Here is a 22,077-nt window from a genome sequence, read left to right on the forward strand (position 1 = left end):
CGAGAATGACGAGAGTACCCAGGGAGGGGTAGATCGATCGTCGTCGACGGTTCAACCCTTGCCTGGACATTTGCCGAGTAGTCCGTCCTCATCGCGGGGATGGAGTGAGGAGTGTTCCAGGGATGGCCGTCGTCTCGCTCCCTGCGCCCCAGAACGGGTCGAGCCCCACCACTCCCGTCCATCGTGTCGGCGAGCAGGCCTTTGATATCGTCGCCGATATCGGCGACGTCGCCCTCTTCTCCGCCCTGACGCTGGCGTGGCTGGTCCGCCGCCGCACGCGGTGGTCGGTCTTGATCCCCAACTTCTACGCGATCGGCGTCATGAGCGTCCCCGTCGTGGCGATCACCGGGACGTTCATCGGCATGGTCCTCGCGGTCCAGGCCCACAGCCAGTTCGCAATGATGGGCCTGGCCACTCGGCTCGGCTCGGTCATCAATATTTCGCTCGTGAAAGAGTTGGGCCCGGTACTTGCAGCAACCATGCTGGCGGGCCGGGTCGGCTCGGCCATGTCAGCCGAACTTGGCACCATGCGGGTCACGGAGCAGATTGACGCACTCACCGCCTTGGGGACGAACCCGATCCACTACCTGGTGGTCCCTCGTTTCCTGGCCTGTTTCCTCTTGATCCCACTCCTGACACTGATGGCCGACTTCATGGGGGTAATCGGCGGTGCCGTCGTCAGCACCCAGCTGATGATGGTCGACTCATTCGCCTACTGGCAGCACTCGAGGGAGTACGTGGGAGGGCTCGACCTCTTCGCCGGGGTCTTCAAGAGCTTCTTCTTCGGCGCGGCGATCGCGTTGATCAGTTGCCATCGAGGCTTTCACTCCAAGGCCGGTGCCGAAGGGGTGGGCAAGGCGGCGACCGAGGCCTTCGTCTATTCGTTCATCGCGATCCTGTTCCTGGACTTCACCATCGGCATCGCCTGGAACGCCGTGTACAAGGCGATCTGGCCACAGTCGGCGGGCTTGCTATGAGTACCCCTTCGTCGGAAGGCGACCACCTTGAGCACGCCCCCCCGATCATCGAGCTGATCGGCCTGACGATGCGCTTCCGCCATCAGACGGTCCTCCGCGAGCTGACCCTGAGGGTGAAGAAGGGGGAGACCCTCTGCATCATCGGCGAGAGCGGCTGCGGCAAGACCGTGCTCTTGAAGCTGATGATCGGCCTCCTGAACCCGACCATCGGGACCGTCAAGTTCGACAAGCGGGACCTCGCCTCGCTCGACGAGCAAGAGATGACGAGGATGCGGCTCCGGTTCGGCTTCCTCTTCCAGATGGCCGCGCTCTTCGACAGCCTCACCATCTACGACAACGTCGCGTTCGGCCCTCGCGAGCACAACCTGTGCGACGAGGAGGAACTCGAACGCGTGGTCGCCGACCGGCTCCTCGAGGTCGGCCTGCCCGCCGGCCTCGAGCACAAGAAGCCGGCCGAGCTCTCGGGCGGCCAGCGCAAGCGCGTCGGCCTCGCCAGGGCCCTGGCCCTGAACCCCGAGGTCATGCTCTACGACGAGCCGACCACGGGCCTCGACCCGATCATGAGCGACGTCATTAACGAGCTCATCCTCCAGACCAAGCGCACCAAGAGGGCGACCGGGGTCGTGGTGACCCACGACATGAAGACCGTCTACAAGGTCGCCGACCGCGTGGTGATGCTCTATCCCCTCGCCCGCCTTGGCCCGAACGACTCGCAGGTTCTCTATGACGGTCCACCGACAGGGCTCGACGATCACCCCGACGACCGCGTTCGCCAGTTTGTGCGTGGCGAGGCGGGCGAACGCCTCCGAGAGCTGGCCCAAAACCGTGACAGATAGCGGCAAACCGCGAAGAGGAAGGCCATGAACGAACGGGTCATGCAATTTCGGATCGGCATGTTCGTCATCGTGGCGGGCCTGGTCTTGACCATGCTGATCGTCTGGTTCGGCGAGTCCCCCTCGCTGCTGCGCGACCACGTCTTCGTCGTCGTGCACTACCAGGAAGCCCCGGGCGTCAGCGAGGGGATCCCCGTGCGCAAGAGCGGGATCCGCGTGGGCGAGGTCACGTCCATCATCTTCGACGAACGCGCGGATAAGCCCGACGGCATCCTCGTCACCCTCTCCCTCGACAAGAAATACAAGATCCGCGAAGGCTCGATCCCCCAGCTCTCGCGATCGCTGATCGGCGACGTCTCGATCGACCTCCTGCCCGGCAAGGGCCCCGGCCTGATGCCGACGGCCAAGACCGCCAAGGACGCCCCGATCATCGAGGGGACCGTCGCGGCAGACCCTTCGAAGGCCATGGCCGCCGCCACCCAGGCCTTCGAGAAGGCCGGATCGACGCTGGCCTCGATCGACCTCGCGGCCAAGGGGATCGCCGAGGTCTCCAAGAGCGCGGGGAACCTCAACGAGTTCATGGAGACCTGGACGAAGACCGGGCATCGCGTCTCGGCCGCCGCCTCGGGGATCGATCGGTTCATCGCCGCCAACGAGGGGGATTTCCAGCCCGCCGTCACCAACCTGAAAGAGGTGACGAGCAAGGTCAACACCGCCCTCGACGCGGCCACGGTCCAGACGCTCAAGACGGGGCTCGACCGCTTCGCCTCGACCTTCGCCCGCGCCGATTCGAGCCTCGCCGCCGCCGCGCCCCTCTTCCGCGAGCTCGGGGCGAATACCTCCGCCCTCCCCTCGACGGATTTCGGACAGGCGATCCGCCGGCTCAATCTGATCCTCTCCGACATCCACCTGCTTTCGAGGCAGCTCTCCGATGGCCGGGGCAACCTGAATCCCGACGGCAGCATCCAGAAGCTCATCATGAAGTCCGACCTTTACGACAACCTGAATCGGATGTCGATCACGGCCAACGAGGCCCTGGTCGGATTCCGTCCGATCATCACCTCGTTCCGGACCTTCGCCGAGAAGGTCGCCAAGGATCCGTCGGCGATGACCCGAGGTGCCCTCTCGCGTTGATCCTCGCGGCTATCGTCTCGAATCGGCTTCGACTCCGAACATCCCTCGGCCTTCCCAATCTCGCGGAGGGGTCGAGGGCTCGCGTTCGTTCCGGGCCTCGAGAGCCTCGGGAATCCCACGATCTGGGGCCACGACGAGAAAGAGTCATCCTCGAAATCGCGACGTCCCGATCAAAGAGGCATGGTCTTCGCAGGTGGGAATGCTCGGGGTGAGCATTCGTTGTTCCCTGGACACCGATCGTCCGTCCCAACCGTGCCGCCCTCGTTCCGAGAGAGATGGGTGGTAATATGGCCCGGGCCGGCTCGGCCGAGCGATCCTCTTGCGAACGTCCGTTCGTCGAGTGAAGATGGCAGCAGGTGATCGCGGGAGCGTTCCGCGCGATTCGGAGGAGGGAGTAAGCGTGGATCGAATCCCGAAGCAGACCAGCCCCTCCCTGGTCGTCCTCGCCACCCTGGGGGTCATCGCGGCCCTCTATCTGCTCAAGGCGATCCTGATCCCGGTCGCGTTGGCGCTCGTCCTCGCCTGCATGCTGTCGCCGCTGACATCATTCCTCAGGCGGATCCTGCCCGTCGGGCCCACGGGCTCGGCCGTCCTGCTTTTCATGCTGACCGTCCTCTGCGGCCTCTACGCCTCGACCCTCGCGGCCGAGAGCCTGGTCCAGGCTGCCAACTCACTGCCGGCCGACGTGGAGCACCTTTCAGGACAGGCCAGCCGCCTGCTCAATGACCTGATCCGGGACCATCCGTCGTTGCGCGGGATCCTCCCCGAGCCGGGGACCATCGACCTCCTCGGCGACGCGAACCGCACGCTGCTGATCGATAACCTGCGTTACGGGCTCACCGACCTCACGTTCACCGTGGCCCAGGGGCTCTTCATCCTGATCCTGGTGCTCTTCCTGCTCGCCGAGAGCGAGATGCTCACGCCGAAGGTCATCCGCTTCTTCGCCTCGACGCCAGGTGACGCACAGACCGCGGGGCGGACCCTCTCCCGGCTCACGCTCCAGATCCAGTCGTATCTCGTCGCCAGGACGGTCATCAACCTCGGCCTGGGGACGGTCGTCGCGCTGGCGCTCTGGCTCCTCAAGGTGAAGTATCCGTTCGCCCTCGGCCTGATCGCTGCGATCACGAACTTCATTCCTTACGTCGGCCAGATCATCGGCGGCTCGCTCCCGACCCTGGTCGCCCTGGGGCACTCGGGTTCGATGGGGGATGCGCTGATCGTCGCCTCGATCTATCTCGCCGTGGTCTCGGTCGAAGGTTACGTCGTGACCCCGTTCATCCTGGGCCGGTCCCTGGACCTGAACGGAACGACCGTGCTGATCTTCTGCCTCTTCTGGGGCTTCCTCTGGGGACTGGTCGGCCTCGTTTTGGCGATGCCGATCGCGGTGACCATCAAGCTCGTCTTCCAGACGGTGCCCGAGCTGAATCGCTGGGCCGAGCTGATGAGCCGCGACTGGAAGACCCCCGCGTTCTCCAAGGGGAATAACGCCCCCGTCGATGACCCGCCTCCCGACAGCCCCGGCCCGCTCGGGGCCGCCGCGACCGCGGACGGGAACAAGGTGAACATGCCACATGGAGCTAGCACGTTCGGCAGGCCCTGATCGGCAGGAGGAGTCGGCCCTGAACTGTTCCCTACTCGCAACCCTGGAGCGACACCCTTGGTCTGGCACGGATTGACCTTGCTGCTCGCGATCACGGCGACGGATATCGAGCGGGGCGACGCGAAGTTTCGCCCAACCGCGATGGAGAACCAGGTCCCGGAGCGATTCCGACTCCCCGCGGCCACCTTCTCCTTCGAGCGCGAGCCGAAGTATGACAACGGTACATTCCGCGTCTCTCTCGTCCGGTTCCCCTCGCCGATCGAGTCCCCCGATCCGGTCAACAACACGGTGCATGCCGAGTACTTCTGCCCGACCGGACTGGCGCGTCGGCCGGCGGTTGTGGTCCTGCACATCCTCGGCGCCGACTTCGCCCTCTCGCGATACGTCGCCGCACGACTGGCCGAACGCGGGGTCTGCGCCCTGTTCGTGAAATTGCCCTACTACGGCGAGCGTCGTCCCGCGGGGGACGACAAGAAGTTCCTCTCCAGCGACATCGAGCGGTCGGTCCAGTCGATGAGGCAAGGGGTCTGCGACGTCCGACGCGCGGCGGCCTGGCTGGCAAACCAGCCGGAGGTCGACCCCCAGAAGATCGGCGTCGCCGGGATCAGCCTCGGTGGCATCGTCGCCTCGCTGGCGTCCGCGGCAGATCCGGCCATCAATCGCGCGGCGTTTCTGCTCGCGGGTGGCGACCTCGCCCAGATCCTCTGGCAGATGCCCGAGGGGGCCAAGTACAAGACGTTGTGGATCGAGGCCGGGAAGTCTTACGAGGACCTCGTCGCGCTCACGAAGCCGCTCGATCCCCTCACCTACGCCGACAGGCTCGTCGGCAAGCGGATCTTCATGATGGCCGGTAACGTCGACGAGGTGATCCCCCCCGCCTCCGCGAGGGCCCTCTGGTTCGCGGCCGGCAAGCCCCCGATCCGCTGGTACGACTGCGGGCATTACTCGTCCGTCGGCTTCCTCCTCCCCGCGATCCGAGAGACGGTCGACTTCTTCGCGAGCGAGATCCCCAAATAACTCCCGAGCAAACTCCCCCCTCGGGTCGAAGGGGAAGTTGATCGACGCCGAACATGTGTCATGGGTCGAGATGCCCTCAGACTGAACCCGGCTTGCGCAGCCTCATCAAAGCCCCCAGAGGCAGGCGGCTGGGGGCTTTGGTAGCTGGGGAAGTGAGACTCGATTTGGATGACGGGCCACGTTGCGGGAAGCGAGGCTTCGGGGTATCCTCCGGCGCAGAGAGTTCTCGCTCAGGCGACAAGGGGGTTGCGGATGCAGGCCAAGGTTACCAGCGTCTTCCTGTACGTGGACGATGTCCTCAAGTCGCTCGAGTTCTATAACGAGGTCGTCGGAGCCGAGGTCGCCCAGGTCCACGCCGAGAGCGAAGGTGCCCCGATCAGCCTCGCCATCCTCCGGATCGGCGACTTCAGCCTGATGCTCCACCCTCGCGAGAGCCACTCCGCCGAGTTCGCCGACACCAAGCCCGGCGTCGGCATCCACCTACAACTGCGCGTCGAAAACATCGATGCGTTCTACCACCACTGCCTCGATGAAGGGGCGATGCTGAGCGTCTCCGGCGAGCCGACCGACCAGAGCTGGGGCTGGCGCGAATTCGCCCTCAAGGACCCGGATGGCTATGTTTGGTCCATCTACGAGGACCGCTCGGGCGGCCAGTGGACCTGATCGTGCGAAGGCCCGAGGCTCAGCCGTTTGACAGCAGGAGGGTTGCCCCCGCGATCCCGGCTGTCTCGATGCGAAGCAGGGTTTGACCCAGGCTCACGGGAATCCAGCCGCATTCCTTAGCCTCGTCGACTTCGCCATCGGTGAATCCCCCTTCGGGACCGATCGCTAGCGTCGCCGATTCGCCGGCATTGACCGCCGGCCACGATCGGGCCGGGCTCCCGCCGGGGTGAGCGATCAGGCGGGCCGGGTCCTTTGCGGCCTCGAGCCAGCTCCTCCAGGCGATGGGCCGCTCGAGCTCCATGAGCCGGTTCCGGCCGCATTGCTTCGACGCCTCGACGATGGCGCGTCGGAGGCGGTCGAGCTTGGCGCCGCGCGGGTCGACGACGGATCGCTCGGTGATGATCGGCTGGAGCCGCCAGACCCCGAGCTCGGTCAGCTTCTCGATCAGCCAGTCGAACCGATCCCCCTTGGGTACGGCTGTCGCCAGGGTGAGCTTGATCGGGGGCTCGCGGTCGGGCAGTGGAATGCCTTCGGGGCGAAGCTCGACGCGGTCGCGCATCACGGCGATGACCTCTGCCACTGTGGCGAACCCTTTTCCGTCGAAGACCTCGACGCGGTCGCCCACGCCCAGGCGCCGGACCCGGCTGAGGTGCTTCGCCTCGTCGCCCTCCAGAATGATCTGATCGTTCGAAGGCATTGCGGGACAATAGAATCGGTCGGCCACCCAAGCTCCTCCCCGGTTCGACGAAAGCGAGGGGTCGATCTTATCCGATTGTAGGAGATGGAGGCGACCTCAACCCCGCCTGGATGGATCGGGCAGGCGGAGCCCGTCGAGGTCGAGAGACTTCGCCGAGTAACGCTCAAAGCACTCGGCGCCCGAATTCGCAGCTCGTTGGCCCGAGCTTTTCGCCATCCGACGAGGTTGAGCGAATGAGCTGGGCCCTCGCCATCGCATCGACAGGCCGGAGACTTGCAGAACGTGTGGAAACGCCATTGGAAGCTGGCTCGCGAGCCGTTCGTCGACACGGCTTCCCCCTACATCCCGTTGCCGGCCCATGACGAGGCGGTCGCCCGGATCGTGCAGACGATCGAGTCCAGCCAGCGTTTCGCCATGATTTGCGCGGGGGCCGGCCTGGGTAAGTCGTGCGTGCTGGCTCGCGCGCTGGCCGAGGTCAGGTCTCCTTCAAGGCGGATCGCCCTCGCCCGGGCCCCGATCGATGCGACGCTCCTGCTCTCGACTCTGGCCGAATGTCTGGGAGTTCGAGTCCCGAATGGCGCCTCGCGTACGACGGCCTGGAAGGGCCTAGCCGACGGTCTGAGGCTTTGTAGGATGCAGAGGCTCCAGCCGGTGCTGGCCATCGACGACGGCCAGGATCTCCTCCAGGCAGTGGAGCCCTTCAATTTCGAGATGCTCGGTCGGATCGATTCTCATCCGGATTCGCGTCTCACCGTTCTGGTCGTTTCGCGAGGTGGATCCTCGTCGCAGGCCCAGAATCTGGCCTGGTCGCTGGCCATCCGGCTTGTGCCCCTGACCCAGTCGGAGGTCGAGCGCTACCTGGACGGGAAGCTATCGGCCGCCGGTCGGGTCGAGCCGACCTTCACTCCGAGGGCATTGCAGCGGCTCCACATGGTCAGCGAGGGGGTACCGCGAGGGGTCGATAGGCTGGCGACGCTGGCCTTGATGGCGGGGGCGATCAAGGGCCTGGAGATCATCCCGCCCGACCTCATCGACGGCGTCGCGATGGAATGCAATACCGGCGACGATGGGGGCGAGTGTCATCTTCCCGGGGTAGTCGACGGCCAACGCTTCATGCTAAGATGACCCGCGTGGCTGGTCCGCTCGCCAGGGATGTGCCGAGTGATCGGACTCCAGAAACCCTACCGGCTTGTGCGAGATGACCCCAACCTCGATTTCCCTTCGCAATCCCTACAAGGCCGCCCTGCTCGCCTGGCTCTGCCCAGGCCTCGGGCATTTCTATCAGGGGAGGACCGGCAAAGGGATTCTCTATGCCGTCTGCATCCTCAGCCTGTACTTCACGGGCCTCGTCCTCGGCGACGGCAAGATCGTCTACTGGCGGTGGGTACACCCCTTCCAGAACCCCGAGAAGTTCTGCCTCCATTATCTCGGCCAGTTCTTCGTCGGGCTCCCCGCCCTGCCTGCCCTGATCCAGGGGACGCTCTCCTACTACGGCATCACGCCCCTCTTCTGGGGATTCATGGCCGAGCCTCCGCAGAACGTGATCAACGGGCTCCACGCCGGGCTGGGTAAGCTCGTCGAGGTCGGCACGATCTATACGACGATCGCCGGCCTGCTGAATATCCTCGCGATCTACGACGCCTACGAAGGCCCGGCGAATCTCGAACACGATGAGGAAGAGGCCGCGCCGAAGGCAGGCGAGGTCGTGACTTCGGAGCCGGTGAAGCTCGAGGCCGTCAAGCTGGAGGGGTCGGCATGAGCCACATCTTCGTCTACTGGCTGGTGATCCCCCTCGTCGTCGCGATCAGCCTGGTCTATGCCGCATCGCGACATGAATCGTGGCCGAAGATCTGGATGCATGCCGCGCGACTCTGCGGCATGCTCCTCGGCATCATCGTCATCACGACGGCCTTCCTCCTCCTGATCAACACGGCCGTCTAGACCGCGCTGTCGGGAGCCGTTGCCTCGGCTTCGCCCCCGGTCGTGTCCGAGTTCGTATTCGAAGGGCGGAGCCGAACCAGGAGCAAGCCGACCAGCCCGAGCTGGACCACCACGAGTGGGACGAACTGGAGCCACTGCCAGCTCGGCGAGAGTTCCTGGAAGGCGTCCGGCCGGATCAGATCGATGACGGTCCGGTCGAACCTGGTCCCGGGCAAGTTCGCAGGCAGCGGTTCGCCCGCCCAGCGCGGCCAGACGAACTCGCGGAGCGGGTCGAGGATGTCCTGCGGGATCCGGGCCCCGGCTCCCTGGAAGAGGAGGAGGATCGCTCCCCCCGCCATCGAAAGCACGCCCGCGATCGCGACGATGGGCCGCCAGCCCGTCGACAGCAGGCCCGCCACCGGCAGCATGGCGAACGGCAGGAGCGGGACGAGGAGCCTTGGCCCCGTCGACCAGCCCCCCGACCACTCGGGATACGCCAGGTTCACGAGGAAGACGGCGGCACAGACCAGGGCCGACACGATCCCCACGCCATACCAGCGTCGGAGCAGGAGGAAGACCCAGCCGGGGATCGAGAGGAGCAGAATCGGGGCGTAGAAGAGGATCCCGCGGTGCCCTCCCCAGACCAGAGGGAGGGCGTGCGACCAGTTGGGCGCCCCCATGCCCAGCGGGTTCTTCGCCGAATGCACGTCGCGGAAGATCGCCGTCGCGTGGTGGAAGTACCCCATGTCCCAGGGGGAGCCGAAGGCCAGTTGGTTGTAGCCGAGCAGGAGCAGGCTCGGCACCAGGGCCCCCACGGTGAAATCCCCGAGTGTCGAGACCTTCCGTCGCCCGCCGATCACCTGGGCCAGTAAGTAGAGGCCGAGGATCGCCGAAATCGGCCCGACCTGCAACTCGACCACCGACGCATACGCCGCCAGGGAACCCGCCGTCACCATGCGGAGTGTGGTCCTTCGCGTCTCAACACGCCATAACAACGCGAACGACGCGAGCAGGGCGAACGCCGAGGCCTGATGCCCGTAAGCGAGCGTCGCATAAGCATAGGCGGGAGTCGCTAGCCCATAAGCCAGCGCGACGATTGCGGAACGCCTGGGCCCGCAGCCGAGGTCGCGAGCCAGCCCCGCGAGGATGACCCCCGTGAGGGCCGTGATGACGCCCGAGGTCCCGAGTGTTACCCAGTAATCGGCCTTCCAGTAAGCGATCGCCGCCTGTCCCAGAGGATGGCTCGGTAGCTGGAGAATCAGCTTTAGGACGAGGTAGACGGGGGTCGCCAGGATCGGGAAACCCGGCAATTTGTCGCAGTAATAGTGCCCCTTGAAGTGGGCGATGTCCCCCGTCTGCTGGTCGAGCCCGTCGAGGCTGACCGTCCCTCGATCCCCGAGAGCGTACGCAAGCATCAGGCGGCTGGAACTGTTCCAGTCGCGCGAGTGCCAGAAGTAGGCGTAGCTGACGAGGAGGATCAGGAAGACTCCGACATCGACTCGACGGGCGACTGCCACGTTTTCAATCCTCGAGGGCCACGTTTTGCGGCGTGCAGCAGGGCGGCCAGTGGGGCCGCTCCCAGAAGCGCCGACCAGGGTTGGAGCGAGATGAAGTAGCGGTCCCAGGCCAGGGGGAGGTACGACGAGACGACCACGAGGCTCACCAGAGAGATCGCCAACAGCGCCCATCCCGTCGTCGGCTCGCCCTCGCGCCACTGTCGCCGCCCGGCCAGCCAGGCCAGCACGCCGCCGGCCAGTACCCAGGGTAACCAGACGATGGCACCTTTGTCCTGGGCGAAGTCGAACCGACGCGTCGAGTCAGTCTGCTTGGGCCCCATCGGCCCGAACCGGCCGAATCCCTGGACCGCCACCGTCTCGAGCTTCTCGGGTGCGGTTCGCAGCGCATTGTGCGGGAAAGCCTTCTGCTGGCCGCTCGACACATTGGCCCGGAACGTCACCAGGTAGATGGCCCGCTCCCACCACTTCATCTTCTCGAACGCCTGGATCTGGGCGGAGTTCTTCTGCTGAGGGTGCGCGGTCACGAAGGGATTGAACGCGACGAAGGTCGCCAGCGAGACCAGCCCAGCGACGATCCCGGCGGCCACGAACTCGAATCGGCGACCGACGCTCGCGTGCCAGTAGGCGACGGCCATCGCCGAGAGTAGGACGACGTGGATCATCGCAAGGCCCCCGTTGAGTTTGGCCAGCGCCGCGAACCCGCCGAAGACCCCGGCGGCGACGATCGCCGCCCAGCGAGCCATCCGCCCGCCCTGCCCTTCGAGGATGCGCTTCCAGGCCCAGAGCGCGCACAAGACCGAGAGCACGATGAGGGCCTCGGCGATCACGTCCGACATGGCTCGGCGCGCATGCATCCGGTAGAGCGGGTTGATCGCGAGGAGCGCGGCGGCGATGACACCGGTGGTCCGATCGAAGGCGAGGGTGCCGATCCCGAAGAGGGCCACGCAGCCGGCCATGCCGATGATCGCGGATGGGATTCGCGCGGGTCGCAGCATCGCGTGTGGGCCACACTCATACTTGATGTTGTTGTACCACTTCCGCGCGTCGGCCGGGCCCGGGAGCGGATACTGGGCGAGCGAGAGTGCCCCGCCGATCAGGTACTTCGGCAAGGGGGGGAGGTCATAGGCCGGATAATCGAGCCAGGCGGCGTGATCGCGAGAACCGTCGAAAAAGAGAGAAGCGTAATAAGATTGAGAAATGTACGCCCACTCATCGACGAAGGAGGGCTCGGTCTTCAGCCCGATGGCGAAATAGGACCCTGTGACGATTCCCACGATCAGCGCAAGGAGCCAGGTCGAACGGCGGGAAGGGGTCGTTTCGGCGGCCTTGGCACCGGGGTCGGACATGTCCACTCCATCGATACTTGGGAGCTTGGGAAAGCTTTGCGGGATAAGCGGTAGTTGGCCGAAATTTCATTGTAGAAATCAAGCGGAAATTTTGGCAACGGTGCGAATGTCGGCTAAGTTTGCATCGACGATCCTTAGCGTTCGGTCGTCACCCGGAGACCGCACCAGGCACCATGCCCCCGTCGACCGCCTTGGGCCGAAGGGGGCCAATGTTGCCCGCGTCGTTCGGGCGCGATTACGCCCGACGATGAAGACGTCGAGAAGGCGGGAGGGGACCTCCTCTGCCCGTCGCGTCAGGGATTAGTAGCTAACGATTTGAGTTGACACCAACGAGCGTCCCGATGCGAACCGTCTTTCGGATCCGCCGGCGCATGCCCTTCGATCGCGATCTCTCCTCGGTCCCCCGACCGCGGCAGCCTCGCGCCCGATCATGGCCACCGCTTCCGCAGCTGGACGGATCCGAAGCGGACTGGACATCAGAAGGTCGGACTACCCTATCACGGCCGGAAGCCCCGAATCTCCCCGATCGCTCGATCGGCGAGACAAGGGCCGGCGGCCGCCAGGCAGGAGGGGCCGTGACGCGCGTAGCGGTGTCGGAAGACGGGAGATACAGAATATGTTGACGATGCGATGGTTAGGGACCGGTCGCTCCGCGCGAGGGGCACCGGCCGTGCAGGGCGCGTTCCTGCGTCGATCGCTCCCCTTGCTGATGCTCGCGGCGTTCAGCCTCGCCGGCGTCGGCTGCCAGTCCGGCTTATCGGGCGCATGCGGCGGAAGCCCCTGCGGGTCCAGCCCTTGCGGCTCGAGCCCATGCGGCAGCAGCATCGGCTCCGGGATCGGCAGCCACTTCACCCGACTGCGTGAACGGATCTTCAATCGGAGCACGACGACATATTACGGCCCGACCCTCGGTGCCGAGGCTCCTCTCGTGACGAGCCCCGCCATCGTCTCCCCCGACCCTGTCGTCACGCCGGCCCCGATCGTCCCGATGTCTCCGTCCTCACCCGCCGAGACGCCGACCGATCTCTCCCCGCTCGGGCCGAACGAGAAGATGCCCTCGGCGGAGCCCGGCAAGCCGGCCGGCGAGACGGGCGCGGCCAAGTCGGGCAATCGTGCAAACTATGAGGCCACCGGAGCGCGGAACCGACTCGGCCGCGCTCGAGGTGACAGCCTGACCAGGACTTTGGTCACGACCTCCGAGCCGGCCACTGGGTCGGCGCGGAGGTCGGACCCGTTGGCCTCGGCCGCCGAGTCTTCGGACAGCCTCCTCGAGAACCTCCCCCCCGTGGAAGTCCCTCACGAGTGGACCAACGAAGAAGTCCCCGTCGCCGAGACGTCCTCGCCTACACCGAGCAACAGCAAGCCCGAGCCCCTGACCCCCGCTCAGGAAGCGGCACCCGCGAATCCCCACCCTCCCATCGAGAGCGAGCCCGCGAAGGCTGCCGAGACGATCACGACGCCCCCCGCCGAGGTGAGCGCCGCCCCCGGCATTCGCCGGTTCCAGGTCGTCGAGAATCGGCTCGCGGGCGGCAGCCTCCCCACGAACGAAGGCCTCGACTGGTTGGTGGAGAAGGGCTACAAGACGATCCTCGACGTCCGCGACATCAGCGAGATGCAGGCTTCATTCGCCTTCGCCGAAGAAGTGACGAAACGCGGCATGCGATATGTGGTATTGCCGATTGGTCTGAAACAAGTGGATTCTAATCATATATCCCGTTTCAACGAAGAAATCGCCCTGGCCGACGCACGTCCTCTTTACTTTTGCGACAACGACGGCACCCGCGCCGGCGTTCTTTGGTATATTCGCCGCATGACGGTCGACCGAATCGATGCCGCCGCCGCGTCCCGCGAGGCGGAGTCCCTGGGCCTCTCCGACAAGGCCTTCTGGCAGGCCGCGACCAAATACCTCGAGAGCCTCAACCCCTCGACCGCGCCCGCCCAGGCGCCGGCCGCGGCTCCCGCCCCGTCCGCTGCGGCCCCTGCGTCGACGGCTCCTGCTCCGACGGCGGCCACCAATCCGCCGGCCCCGACCCCGGCGTCGTCCGCGAGTGCCGAGGCCCCGAAGACCGAAGAGCCCGCCCCGGCGACCGCAACGAAGCCCGACAACGCGCCGAATGTGGAGAAGGCCAAGGTCGACGCGACGGCCGTCAACACGGATCTGGCCTCGCGTCGCGAGGAAGAGGAGTCGAACGCCACCGCACCCAGCGACTCGACCTCCTGGCACCCCTATGCCGCGCTCGTCGTCACGGGCCTGGGAATGCCCCTGGCATACTGGAGCCGGACGGCCCTTCCTTCGTGGAAAACCTTGACGAAGGCCAGTCTGCCGGCACCGAAGCGACGACTGAAATCGATTCCGGGCGCGTCGGGTGACGGAAAGTGATCGACTGAGCGTGGAGTGCGACCCGCCCTCCCCCATCCGATGCGAGGAGGGTTGAGGTCGCCCCATACTTCCGGTCGCCGACGATCGGGAAGCCACGCTCGGCGAGCTGCACGCGAATCTGGTGGCTCCTCCCCGTGACGGGCCGCACCTCGAGCCAGGTGCGGCCCGCGGTCGTTCCCAGCACGCGATACCCCAGCCCCGCCGGCTTACCCCCGGGAGTCCCCGGCGGGACGATGCTCACGACGTTACGCCGCTCGTCCTTCAGCAGCGTGTCGTGCCATTCTCCCGACTCGCCTTCGAGGTTCCCCTCGACGATCGCCCAGTAGACCTTTTCCACCGAGCCGTCGCGGAACTGAGCGGCGAGGCGGTCGGCCCCCTTGCTTGTCCTGGCCAGGAGGGTCACGCCGGAGGTCGGGCGGTCGAGGCGATGGACCAGGCCGATGAAGACGTTGCCGGGCTTCTGGTACTTCGCCCGGATGTACTCGCGGGCCTCGTCGACGAGCGAGATTTCCCCGGTCTCGTCCCCTTGGGCCAGCAGCCCCGCGGGCTTGTTCACGGCCAGGCAGTGATTGTCTTCGAGCAGGATTTCCAGCATGGGCTTTGAAGCGATCGGTTCGAGGGGCATTCGGATCATTCCGCGGCGTCGGTGACGCGCTTCACCACGAGGGTGGCATACGCCCCCTTGGGAAGTTCGAAGGCGAGTCGGAGCTTCTTCTTTCCCGGCTCCAACTCGTCGATGCTCGACTCGTGCTCGAGGCGGTTGGCGAAGAAGAGTGCGGGCCGGAGCCCCTTCGAGAAGAAGACGTCCTTGAGGTGACGCACTCGCATATCTTCCCAGTTTAATCCGAACTCCTTCAGGACCTCGACGGCGACATCCCGGTCCGGACCTTCGGTGAGATGAGTCCGCGACGAGGGGAGCGGCAACTGGCAGGATTTGAGGATCGCCGCCTGTTCCTCGTCGAGTCCCCGATGGATGGGGAGCGAGGCGACCTTGAAGTCGATGTCCACACGCTGTTCGGGGCGCGTCGTGGAGATGATCTTCCTGCCCAGGATCAGGTTCCAGAGATGGCTCTGGAAGGCGGAGAAGTAGAGCGATCGCAACTCGCGGCGGACGCGGGCGAAGGCGCCGCGGAAGTCGGTCGGGTGGTCGACGAGATAGGTGACGAGGCTCCTCGCGTGGGAGCGATCGAGCCGGGCCTTGGCCTCGGCCCAGTTGCCCCAGCACTCGTTGAGAATCACCTTCTCGGCCTTCGTACCCGGCCGGTCCGACGCGTTCGGCTCGGCCACAGCAAGTTTGAAGGCCCTCTCGTGCTCGCCGACGAGCCAGGCATGGCCGATGAACCCGCCTCCGAATCCGACCGAGCCGAAGCGCTGGTCGTCGAAGTAGTTCGGCAGGCCGTCGCGCGGGAGCTGGCCCACGGCTTTCACGGCCTTCTCGAGCGCCTCGTTGGTCATCGACCGCAGGACGACGACGAACCGGTTCCCCTGGAAATGGGTCGGGGCGTAGGGGAATTCGAGCCGGCCCAGCGGTTCGAGGTCGAAGCTCGCCTCGTGCAAGGGACGCTCGGGGCCTTCGAAGATGGTCAGATACTGGATCGTGACCGCGTGTCGGTCCTTGAGGCCGCCATAGCTCAGGCGACGGCCGGCGATGTTCCAGCGGCGGCAGATCGCCTCGACGGCCTCGAGCGTCCCGAGGCCTCGCTTGGTGAGTCGGTAGAAGACGAACCGGCCTCGGTTCCCCCCCGTGACGAGCGGCAGTTCTTCAACGCGGAAATCCTCGGCCTGGCGCTTGAGCTTCATGACCCTCTCGGACGGAGCAACGACCCGGCAGGGCCCTCGCGACGCGAATCGTCGGCGACGGGCGATCTCCGGCCATGCTACCAGGATCGGCGGCCCTGACGCGAGTTGGCTTCGTCGGCTCAGGCCAGGATGTCCATGATCGGCTTGCCCGACTCGATCAGCTTCATTGTGCGCCCGAGGACTTGGATCTCCATCTTTTTGTGGTCGAGGCCGAGCTGCTGGAGGATCGTGGCGTGGAGGTCGCTGTAGTAGTGCGGGTTCTCGACGGCCTTGTATCCCACGTCGTCGGTCGCGCCGTGGATCGTGCCCCCCTTGACGCCGCCGCCGGCGAGCCACGAGCAATAGCCTCGCGGATTGTGGTCGCGGCCGGTCGTGTTCTGCGACCAGGGGCTGCGGCCGAACTCACTCGTCCAGACAACGAGTGTTGAGTCGAGCAGGCCACGGGCCTTGAGGTCGCGAATCAGGCCGGCGATCGGCTTGTCCGTCGCCCGACAGAGGGGGGCGTGGGTGCGGATGTCGCCGTGGGCATCCCAGGCGCCGTTGCCGCCGCCGGCGTGACAGACCTGGATGAAGCGGACGCCCCGCTCGGCCATCCGCCGGGCCATGAGGAGCTGGCGGCCGAACTCGTCGGTCGGCTCCTCGCCGATCCCGTAGAGGTCCAGGACGTGCTTGGGCTCGTCGGAGATTCCGACCGCCTCGGGGGCCGAGAGCTGCATCCGCGCGGCGAGTTCATAAGCCTTGGTGCGGGCACTGATGTCGGATTCGAGGGCGTAGCGCTCCCGGAAGTCGCGGTTCAGGTCGTCCAGGGCCTTCATCCGAAGCTCGCGGTCGGAGGCGCTCGAGCCCCTCGGCGGCTTCAGATTCGGGATCGGCGTGTCGCCCGCCTGGAAGGGGGTGGCGGAGACCGTCGCGCCGAGGTAGCCCCCGGTCAGTTGCACGGGGGACGAAGGCCGGCCGATGTTCACGAAGGTCGGCATGTTCTGATTGGCGCTGCCGAGGGCGTACGAGACCCAGCTCCCGAACGTCGGGTGGTCGAACGGACGGCCCCGATGCCCCGTGCAGGTCTCGATCACCGCCGGGAAGTGGTTCCCCTCGTGACACCACATCGAGCGGACGAGGGCGATATCGTCGGCGATGCCCCCGACGTGCGGGAACCAGTCGGAGACCGGCATCCCCGACTCGCCGTAGTGCTTGAATTTCCGCTCGCAGTGGATGACCGGGCGCCTCATCTCCGCGTTGTTGTCGCCGAAGCCGATGGCGTCGATGAGCTTGCCGGCCCACTTGTTGTCCTTGGGGTCGAAGGTGTCGATGTGGCTGACACCCCCGCACATGAACAGGAAGATGACCGACTTCGCCTTGGGCTCGAAGTGCGGGCCGTGGAGGGTCCCCTCTTCGATCTCGCCGGCGTCGGTCCAGAGGCCCCCCAGCGCCGCGCCGAGGAAACCGCCGGCGCCTCTGAGGAAGCCGCGTCGGGAGACCCGCCCGCAGGGGTAGAGTGCGTCGAGGCTCATGGTGGTCACCGGACGTAGAGGAATTCGTCGAGGTTGAAGACGAGCCAGGCCAGCCCCTTGAGGCGGGCGGCGTCCCCTTCGAGATAGGCCATCGCCCGCTCTCGCTCCGACGTCGTCGGGCTCCGAGTCAGGGTGATCCGATAGGCGAGGTCCACGGCCGCCTCGAGCTTCCCACCCGCCTCATCCTTGAGGCGATCGGCGAACTTCTGCGTCGCCCGCTCGATCGGCTCGCTGTTCATGAGGAAGAGGGCCTGGGGCGGCGAGACCGTGCGGGTCCGGACCGGGCAAGGGACGCGGCCGTCGTCGACGTCGAACGCCTGGAGGAAGTTGGGCAGGACGTCTCGGTTGGTCGAATAGCCCCGGATCATGAACGCCGCGCGGCGGTTGGGCCTGGATCTGCCGGCATTGGAACCGGGAGTCGATCCGTCACGCTGGCCGCCCCGGCCCCCGCCACCGGCCGAGTCGAAGGACGTGCCGCCTACGCTGCGGTCGAGGTCGCCGGCCGCGGTCCAGATCCCGTCCCAGATCGATTCGGCGTCTAGGCGTCGGAGCGGATAACTCCAGAAATAGGCGTTCGTCGGGTCGATCGCGCTATCGGATCGGGCGACCTCGTTGTTCGTCTCGGAGGATCGCTTGTACGCTTCCGACGTGACCATCAGCCGGTGCATGACCTTCATGCTGAAGCCGCGGTTGGCGAACTCCGAAGCCAGCCAGTCGAGCAAGGGACGGTTCGCCGGTACCCCGCCGAGCTCGCCGAAGTCGCTCGGCGACCGGTGCAGGCCCTCGCCGAAATGCCACTGCCAGAGTCGGTTGACGGCGACTCGGGCGAAGAGTGGGTTCTCGGGGGCGGTCAGCCAGTCGGAGAAGGCCTCGATCCGACCCTCGCGAAACTTTTGCCCCGCCGGGGCGAAGGGCCAGCCGGGTTTGACCGGGCGATCCTTCTCGGGGCGATCGGGTTCGCCGCTGGTGAGGATGTAGCTGGGCTCCTCGGCCCGCCTGGGATCGACCTCCACCGTCCAGAAGGCGGGGAGACCGGGGCCTCGCCTGCCGCCGTTGCTCGCCCCGTTCTGGCGGGACTGGAGTTCGCGGAAACGCGCCTTATCCGCCTCGGGCATGATCTCGAGGATCTTGTCCGTGTCGATCCGGAGGACGGGGAAATAGTCGTCGGCGATCTTCTGCTCGGCGTCGGTTCGCTCCCCTTCGGGTTTGAGGATGATGGCGCGGATGTCGGCCGGGAGCATCGCCACGCGGTCGTCATAGAGGCGTTTCTTGTAAGGGGCGAGCAATTCGTTGATCGGAGCCTCGGCCTGGACCCGCTTACGCTCGGCCTCTTCTATCGCGCGGCCCTCGGCGAGGAGCTCGGCCGGGGAGGCAAGCGTCACCTTGCGGAGGACCAGCGGGTCGAAGAGCGCCTTCATCGCGTAGTAATCACTCTGCTTGATCGGGTCGTACATGTGGTCGTGGCACTTGGCGCAGGCCACGGTCAGGCCCATGAAGGCGGAAGAGACCGTCTCCACGGCGGCGATGGGCAGTTCCCCGCCGTCCTTGCCGTCGCGGAGGACGGCCCCCCTGGCCAGCAGGCCGAGCGCGAACATGTCGTCCGGCCGTGGCTCCTTGCGGGTGCGACGGCCGGTGGCGGTCATCTGGGTCCTATCCGAGCTCCGGAAGCCGGTGAGCTGGGCCCTGACGAACTCGTCGTACGGGGTGTCGTCGTTCAAGGCGCGTATGATCCACTCTCGCCAGAGGTGGATCCCGGGCGCGGCCACCATGCGCTCGTCGACATCGGCGTAGCGGAGGACGTCGAGCCAGTGCCGGCCGAACCGCACGCCATGCTGGTCGCTGGCCAGCAGGCGGTCGACGACCGACTCATAGGCGTTCGCCGACTCGTCCTGGAGGAAGGCATCAAGCTCGGCGGGCGTCGGCGGCAGGCCGGTCAGATCGAGGGTCACGCGCCGGAGCAAGGTCGACTTATCGGCCGTGGCTAGTGGCTCCAGCTTCTTTTCGCGATACTCGGCCGCGAGGAAGGCGTCGATCGGGTTGGGCTGGCCCTTGGCCTCCGTCGGGATCTCGGGGCGGACGACCGGGCTCAGGGACCAGAGTTCGGGCTCGGTGTTTTCGGCACCGGCGGCCGTCGAGACGATCCCCCCCAGCGCCATGGCAATCGCGATCCATCCACGTCTGATTCGCACGGTCCCCCCTCGAGAACGGCCACCGCCTGCAACTCCGGCGATCGAGTCCAGCCGGCTCATCTTACACGAAGGGCCCCGTCGTGTCGCGGGCCCGATAAGCCTCGACGCATGCATCAAATCGTCCGAGTCTGATGGAATTCGTATTGAATCACGGGCGGGGCGAGAGATTCTTAACCTATCCCAATCAAGCGACGAACGCGGAGGGACTTGTCCCCGGACGATCAAACTGCGAAGGTGATTTCGAGAGACGGCGAAGGAATTCGAGGTCGTGGAATCGTCGAAAATCCCGGGAACAGAATGGCAAGCGCATGGAACCTCACATCCGATTCGAAGGGGACGGCAAGTCTTTACCGGTGTTCCCGTCGTTGCCGATCGTCACCCCGGACCCGCCCTCGCGTCGGTCCCAGCAGGAGAAGTACGGCGGGCTCTTCTATTTCGGGATCGCCGGGCTGGTTGCGGTTCTCTCACTGGTGAGCTGGTTCGGCTACGGTGTCTGGTCGATGCGAGACGTCTGGGGGCGAATTTACGTCGTCCATGACGCCAGTAAGACGGAAGTTGAGCGGATTCAGGCGGCATACGCTTTGGGGAAAGATCCGAAGCTGAACCAGGATCAGCGCTGGGAGATGTCCTTGCGGAAGCCCCTGCCGACGCTCGCGAGATACCTCCTGGCAGAGTCGATGAACTCCGAGTTGGTGGCGAGGGATCCCGCGGCTTACGTGAACGCCGTGGCGAAGAGCCCGGGCTGGCCGGATTGGCTCCGGCTCGTGCTGGCACGGCCCCTGGCCCTGGCCGCGATCGACGGGGTCGAGGTCCCCAAGGCTCCGCTCGAGGTCCTGGCCGCGCATCAGGATCCGGAGATCCAGCTCTGGGCCTCGTTCGTGCTGGTTTCCGGCGCGAAGGGAGACCCCGGGGCGGGCCGACGCCTCGATCAGGCTTGCGACACGGCGGGGCCGAATCAGGAGTTAGCCTGTCTTTTGCGTCACGCTCTGAAGAACCAAGGGGATCGCGCTGCCCAGACTAAAATGATCGATGAGGCCACGGCCTGGTGCCGTGACCATCATCCCGAGATTGCTCCGCTCTGGAAGGGCTGGACGGTCGAGGGGGGCCAACTCGTCCACAAGGCGGGTTGATTCAACCGTTCTCCCTGAGGAGATTGAGCCGGACCCAGTTGATCGCCTGCTTGGCCGCGCGCCGCTGGATGGTGTCGCGGGGCTGGTCGGGGCCGATGTCGAGGCGGCGGGTCTGGACGCGGTCGGCCGTCGCGAGGCCGAGATAGACGAGCCCGACCGGCTTCGTGGGCGTGCCCCCCGTCGGCCCTGCGATCCCGGTGACGCTCAGGCCGATCCTGGCGCCGAGGCGTTCACGGACCCCCTTCGCCATCGCGATGGCCACCTCCTCGCTGACGGCCCCGTAGGCTTCGAGCAACTCTCGGGGAACGCCCAGGATCGATTCCTTGACCTCGTTCGCGTACGAGACGACGCCCCCCGGGAAGTATGGGCTAACCCCGGGCAGAGCCGTGATGAGGTGGGCGATGAGGCCCCCGGTGCAGGATTCGGCCACCGCGAGAGTCGAGTTCGTGCGGACGAGCTGGGCGACGAGGGCCTCGGCGACGTCCTCGGTCCCCTCTCCGACGATCAACTCGGCGAATCGCTCGCGGATCAGGGCGATCGTGGGCTCGATGGCGCGGAGGGCTTCTGCTTCAGAGGTGCCTTCGGCCGTGACCCGGAAGCTGATCGTGGCGTCGTGGGCGGTGATGCCGACCTCGGGATGACGGCCCCGGGCGGTCAGGTCCATCGCGTCGGCCTCGAGTTCCGATTCACCCCTGCCGAAGAGGTTGATTTTCCGGTGTACGATCACCCGGCCCTGGCCGCCGATCCCGCGCAGACGAGGGGCGACCTGTTCTTCGAACATGATCCGCATCTCGGAGGGGACGCCCGGCATGCAGCCGAAGGTCGAGTTGCCGACCTTCATCCAGATCCCAGGCGCGGTCCCGACGCGGTTCGGCAGGACTTCGGCTCCTTGCGGGAAGAGGGCCTGGACCCGGTTCCTTTCGGCCATGACGCGGTTGCGTCTGGCGAACATCTCGGCGATCGCCGCGAGCGAGGCGGCGTCCTCGACGAGCGGGACTCCCCCGACGATCGCGAGGGCCTCACGGGTCAGGTCGTCCTGCGTCGGCCCGAGGCCGCCGGTCGACAGCACGAGGTCGGCCCGCCTGGACGCGATCCGGAAGGCCTCGATGTTCTCCTCCAGGTCGTCTCCCAGCGTCGTGTGGAAGTGGACCGGGACGCCGATGGCGGACAGGCCTCGGCTCAGCCACTGGCTATTCGTGTCGAGGCTCTGCCCACTGGTGATCTCCGACCCGATCGAAATAATCTCGGCCTTCATCGACGCGTGCTCCCCGGCGATTCGACGACCCGCGGCTGGCTCCCCTGCCCCCCTTCGCGCGTGAAAGCCTTGTGCGAAGATGGGCAGGGTTTTGAACTGCCTGACATT

18 protein-coding genes and 1 pseudogene are annotated in these 22,077 nt (G+C 66.0%); 11 read left to right on the plus strand and 8 right to left on the minus strand.

All coding sequences use genetic code 11. From position 1 onward, the window contains the following. Positions 1–122 precede the first annotated feature (122 nt). From ACOYYX_RS28275 to ACOYYX_RS28300, 6 genes are all read left to right on the plus strand, one after another. On the plus strand, positions 123–977 hold the full coding sequence (locus ACOYYX_RS28275) for an MlaE family ABC transporter permease (RefSeq protein WP_422925956.1): 855 nt from the start codon (positions 123–125) through the stop codon (positions 975–977). Further along, positions 974–1,813, plus strand: coding sequence for an ABC transporter ATP-binding protein (locus tag ACOYYX_RS28280; protein ID WP_422925958.1), 840 nt, complete (start codon positions 974–976; stop codon positions 1,811–1,813). The genes ACOYYX_RS28275 and ACOYYX_RS28280 overlap by 4 nt, the downstream gene beginning before the upstream one ends. Before the next feature lie 24 nt (positions 1,814–1,837). Continuing rightward, positions 1,838–2,944, plus strand: a complete 1,107-nt coding sequence (locus tag ACOYYX_RS28285; protein WP_422925960.1) for an MlaD family protein — start codon at positions 1,838–1,840, stop codon at positions 2,942–2,944. A 400-nt stretch (positions 2,945–3,344) separates the two neighbouring features. After that, the gene (locus ACOYYX_RS28290) at positions 3,345–4,544 is read left to right on the plus strand and encodes an AI-2E family transporter (protein WP_422925962.1); all 1,200 of its coding nucleotides are present in this window, start codon (positions 3,345–3,347) and stop codon (positions 4,542–4,544) included. Between the two features lie 57 nt (positions 4,545–4,601). Continuing rightward, entirely contained in the window at positions 4,602–5,561 is a 960-nt protein-coding gene (locus tag ACOYYX_RS28295; RefSeq protein ID WP_422925964.1) for an alpha/beta hydrolase family protein, read from the plus strand. 252 nt (positions 5,562–5,813) lie between these two features. Next, a complete protein-coding gene (locus ACOYYX_RS28300) occupies positions 5,814–6,224 on the plus strand; it encodes a VOC family protein (protein ID WP_422925966.1) in 411 nt (136 codons plus the stop codon). A gap of 19 nt (positions 6,225–6,243) precedes the next feature. Here the strand turns inward: ACOYYX_RS28300 and ACOYYX_RS28305 are convergent, their stop codons facing one another. After that, positions 6,244–6,948 carry an RsmE family RNA methyltransferase gene (locus ACOYYX_RS28305; RefSeq protein ID WP_422925968.1) on the minus strand — a complete coding sequence of 235 codons (705 nt, stop codon included), beginning with the start codon at positions 6,946–6,948 and terminating at the stop codon, positions 6,244–6,246. Between the two features lie 255 nt (positions 6,949–7,203). Here ACOYYX_RS28305 and ACOYYX_RS28310 point away from each other — a divergent pair, with 255 nt between their 5' ends. From ACOYYX_RS28310 to ACOYYX_RS28320, 3 genes are all read left to right on the plus strand, one after another. After that, a complete protein-coding gene (locus ACOYYX_RS28310; RefSeq protein WP_422925970.1) occupies positions 7,204–8,046 on the plus strand; it encodes an ExeA family protein in 843 nt (280 codons plus the stop codon). Positions 8,047–8,119: 73 nt separating this feature from the next. Beyond that, positions 8,120–8,680, plus strand: a complete 561-nt coding sequence (locus tag ACOYYX_RS28315) for a DUF6677 family protein (protein WP_422925972.1) — start codon at positions 8,120–8,122, stop codon at positions 8,678–8,680. Continuing rightward, complete coding sequence (locus tag ACOYYX_RS28320) at positions 8,677–8,862, plus strand: hypothetical protein (RefSeq protein WP_422925974.1); 186 nt, start codon at positions 8,677–8,679, stop codon at positions 8,860–8,862. Before ACOYYX_RS28315 ends, ACOYYX_RS28320 begins: the two co-directional genes overlap by 4 nt. Here the strand turns inward: ACOYYX_RS28320 and ACOYYX_RS28325 are convergent. Together ACOYYX_RS28325 and ACOYYX_RS28330 are read right to left on the minus strand one after the other, a co-directional pair. Then, positions 8,859–10,358, minus strand: a complete 1,500-nt coding sequence (locus tag ACOYYX_RS28325; RefSeq protein WP_422925976.1) for a hypothetical protein — start codon at positions 10,356–10,358, stop codon at positions 8,859–8,861. The genes ACOYYX_RS28320 and ACOYYX_RS28325 overlap by 4 nt on opposite strands. Further along, a complete protein-coding gene (locus ACOYYX_RS28330) occupies positions 10,319–11,704 on the minus strand; it encodes an ArnT family glycosyltransferase (RefSeq protein WP_422925978.1) in 1,386 nt (461 codons plus the stop codon). The genes ACOYYX_RS28325 and ACOYYX_RS28330 overlap by 40 nt, the downstream gene beginning before the upstream one ends. Before the next feature lie 1,051 nt (positions 11,705–12,755). On the opposite strand from ACOYYX_RS28330, the pseudogene ACOYYX_RS28335 reads away from it, so the two are divergent. Next, positions 12,756–13,520: pseudogene (locus tag ACOYYX_RS28335) on the plus strand (fused DSP-PTPase phosphatase/NAD kinase-like protein); the annotation flags it as partial. Positions 13,521–13,947: 427 nt separating this feature from the next. Here ACOYYX_RS28335 and ACOYYX_RS28340 read toward each other — a convergent pair. The 4 genes from ACOYYX_RS28340 to ACOYYX_RS28355 form a co-directional block, all read right to left on the minus strand. Continuing rightward, positions 13,948–14,709: an RluA family pseudouridine synthase gene (locus ACOYYX_RS28340; RefSeq protein ID WP_422925980.1), complete on the minus strand. Its 762-nt coding sequence runs from the start codon at positions 14,707–14,709 to the stop codon at positions 13,948–13,950. Positions 14,710–14,714: 5 nt separating this feature from the next. After that, positions 14,715–15,884, minus strand: a complete 1,170-nt coding sequence (gene truD / locus ACOYYX_RS28345) for a tRNA pseudouridine(13) synthase TruD (protein WP_422925982.1) — start codon at positions 15,882–15,884, stop codon at positions 14,715–14,717. 119 nt (positions 15,885–16,003) lie between these two features. Next, complete coding sequence (locus tag ACOYYX_RS28350; protein WP_422925984.1) at positions 16,004–17,395, minus strand: DUF1501 domain-containing protein; 1,392 nt, start codon at positions 17,393–17,395, stop codon at positions 16,004–16,006. Between the two features lie 5 nt (positions 17,396–17,400). Continuing rightward, the gene (locus ACOYYX_RS28355; protein ID WP_422925986.1) at positions 17,401–19,584 is read right to left on the minus strand and encodes a DUF1549 and DUF1553 domain-containing protein; all 2,184 of its coding nucleotides are present in this window, start codon (positions 19,582–19,584) and stop codon (positions 17,401–17,403) included. Positions 19,585–19,892: 308 nt separating this feature from the next. Between ACOYYX_RS28355 and ACOYYX_RS28360 the strand changes: the two genes are divergently transcribed. Continuing rightward, entirely contained in the window at positions 19,893–20,714 is an 822-nt protein-coding gene (locus ACOYYX_RS28360) for a hypothetical protein (protein WP_422925988.1), read from the plus strand. Position 20,715: 1 nt separating this feature from the next. On the opposite strand, the gene ACOYYX_RS28365 is transcribed toward ACOYYX_RS28360, so the two are convergent. Beyond that, on the minus strand, positions 20,716–21,969 hold the full coding sequence (locus ACOYYX_RS28365) for a competence/damage-inducible protein A (RefSeq protein WP_422925990.1): 1,254 nt from the start codon (positions 21,967–21,969) through the stop codon (positions 20,716–20,718). Positions 21,970–22,077 lie beyond the last annotated feature (108 nt).

This window comes from Singulisphaera chitinilytica (assembly GCF_049331405.1).
Taxonomy (GTDB): Bacteria; Planctomycetota; Planctomycetia; order Isosphaerales; family Isosphaeraceae; genus PoT.

What these genes read in the sequence shown, in the direction of transcription:
- ACOYYX_RS28275 (WP_422925956.1), top strand. Translation starts at nt 123, where the DNA reads ATGGCCGTCGTCTCGCTCCCTGCGCCCCAGAACGGGTCGAGCCCCACC.
- ACOYYX_RS28280 (WP_422925958.1), top strand. Translation starts at nt 974, where the DNA reads ATGAGTACCCCTTCGTCGGAAGGCGACCACCTTGAGCACGCCCCCCCG.
- ACOYYX_RS28285 (WP_422925960.1), top strand. Translation starts at nt 1,838, where the DNA reads ATGAACGAACGGGTCATGCAATTTCGGATCGGCATGTTCGTCATCGTG.
- ACOYYX_RS28300 (WP_422925966.1), top strand. Translation starts at nt 5,814, where the DNA reads ATGCAGGCCAAGGTTACCAGCGTCTTCCTGTACGTGGACGATGTCCTC.
- ACOYYX_RS28315 (WP_422925972.1), top strand. Translation starts at nt 8,120, where the DNA reads ATGACCCCAACCTCGATTTCCCTTCGCAATCCCTACAAGGCCGCCCTG.
- ACOYYX_RS28320 (WP_422925974.1), top strand. Translation starts at nt 8,677, where the DNA reads ATGAGCCACATCTTCGTCTACTGGCTGGTGATCCCCCTCGTCGTCGCG.
- ACOYYX_RS28330 (WP_422925978.1), bottom strand. Translation starts at nt 11,704, where the DNA reads ATGTCCGACCCCGGTGCCAAGGCCGCCGAAACGACCCCTTCCCGCCGT.
- ACOYYX_RS28340 (WP_422925980.1), bottom strand. Translation starts at nt 14,709, where the DNA reads ATGCCCCTCGAACCGATCGCTTCAAAGCCCATGCTGGAAATCCTGCTC.
- truD (WP_422925982.1), bottom strand. Translation starts at nt 15,884, where the DNA reads ATGAAGCTCAAGCGCCAGGCCGAGGATTTCCGCGTTGAAGAACTGCCG.
- ACOYYX_RS28350 (WP_422925984.1), bottom strand. Translation starts at nt 17,395, where the DNA reads ATGAGCCTCGACGCACTCTACCCCTGCGGGCGGGTCTCCCGACGCGGC.
- ACOYYX_RS28360 (WP_422925988.1), top strand. Translation starts at nt 19,893, where the DNA reads ATGGAACCTCACATCCGATTCGAAGGGGACGGCAAGTCTTTACCGGTG.
- ACOYYX_RS28365 (WP_422925990.1), bottom strand. Translation starts at nt 21,969, where the DNA reads ATGAAGGCCGAGATTATTTCGATCGGGTCGGAGATCACCAGTGGGCAG.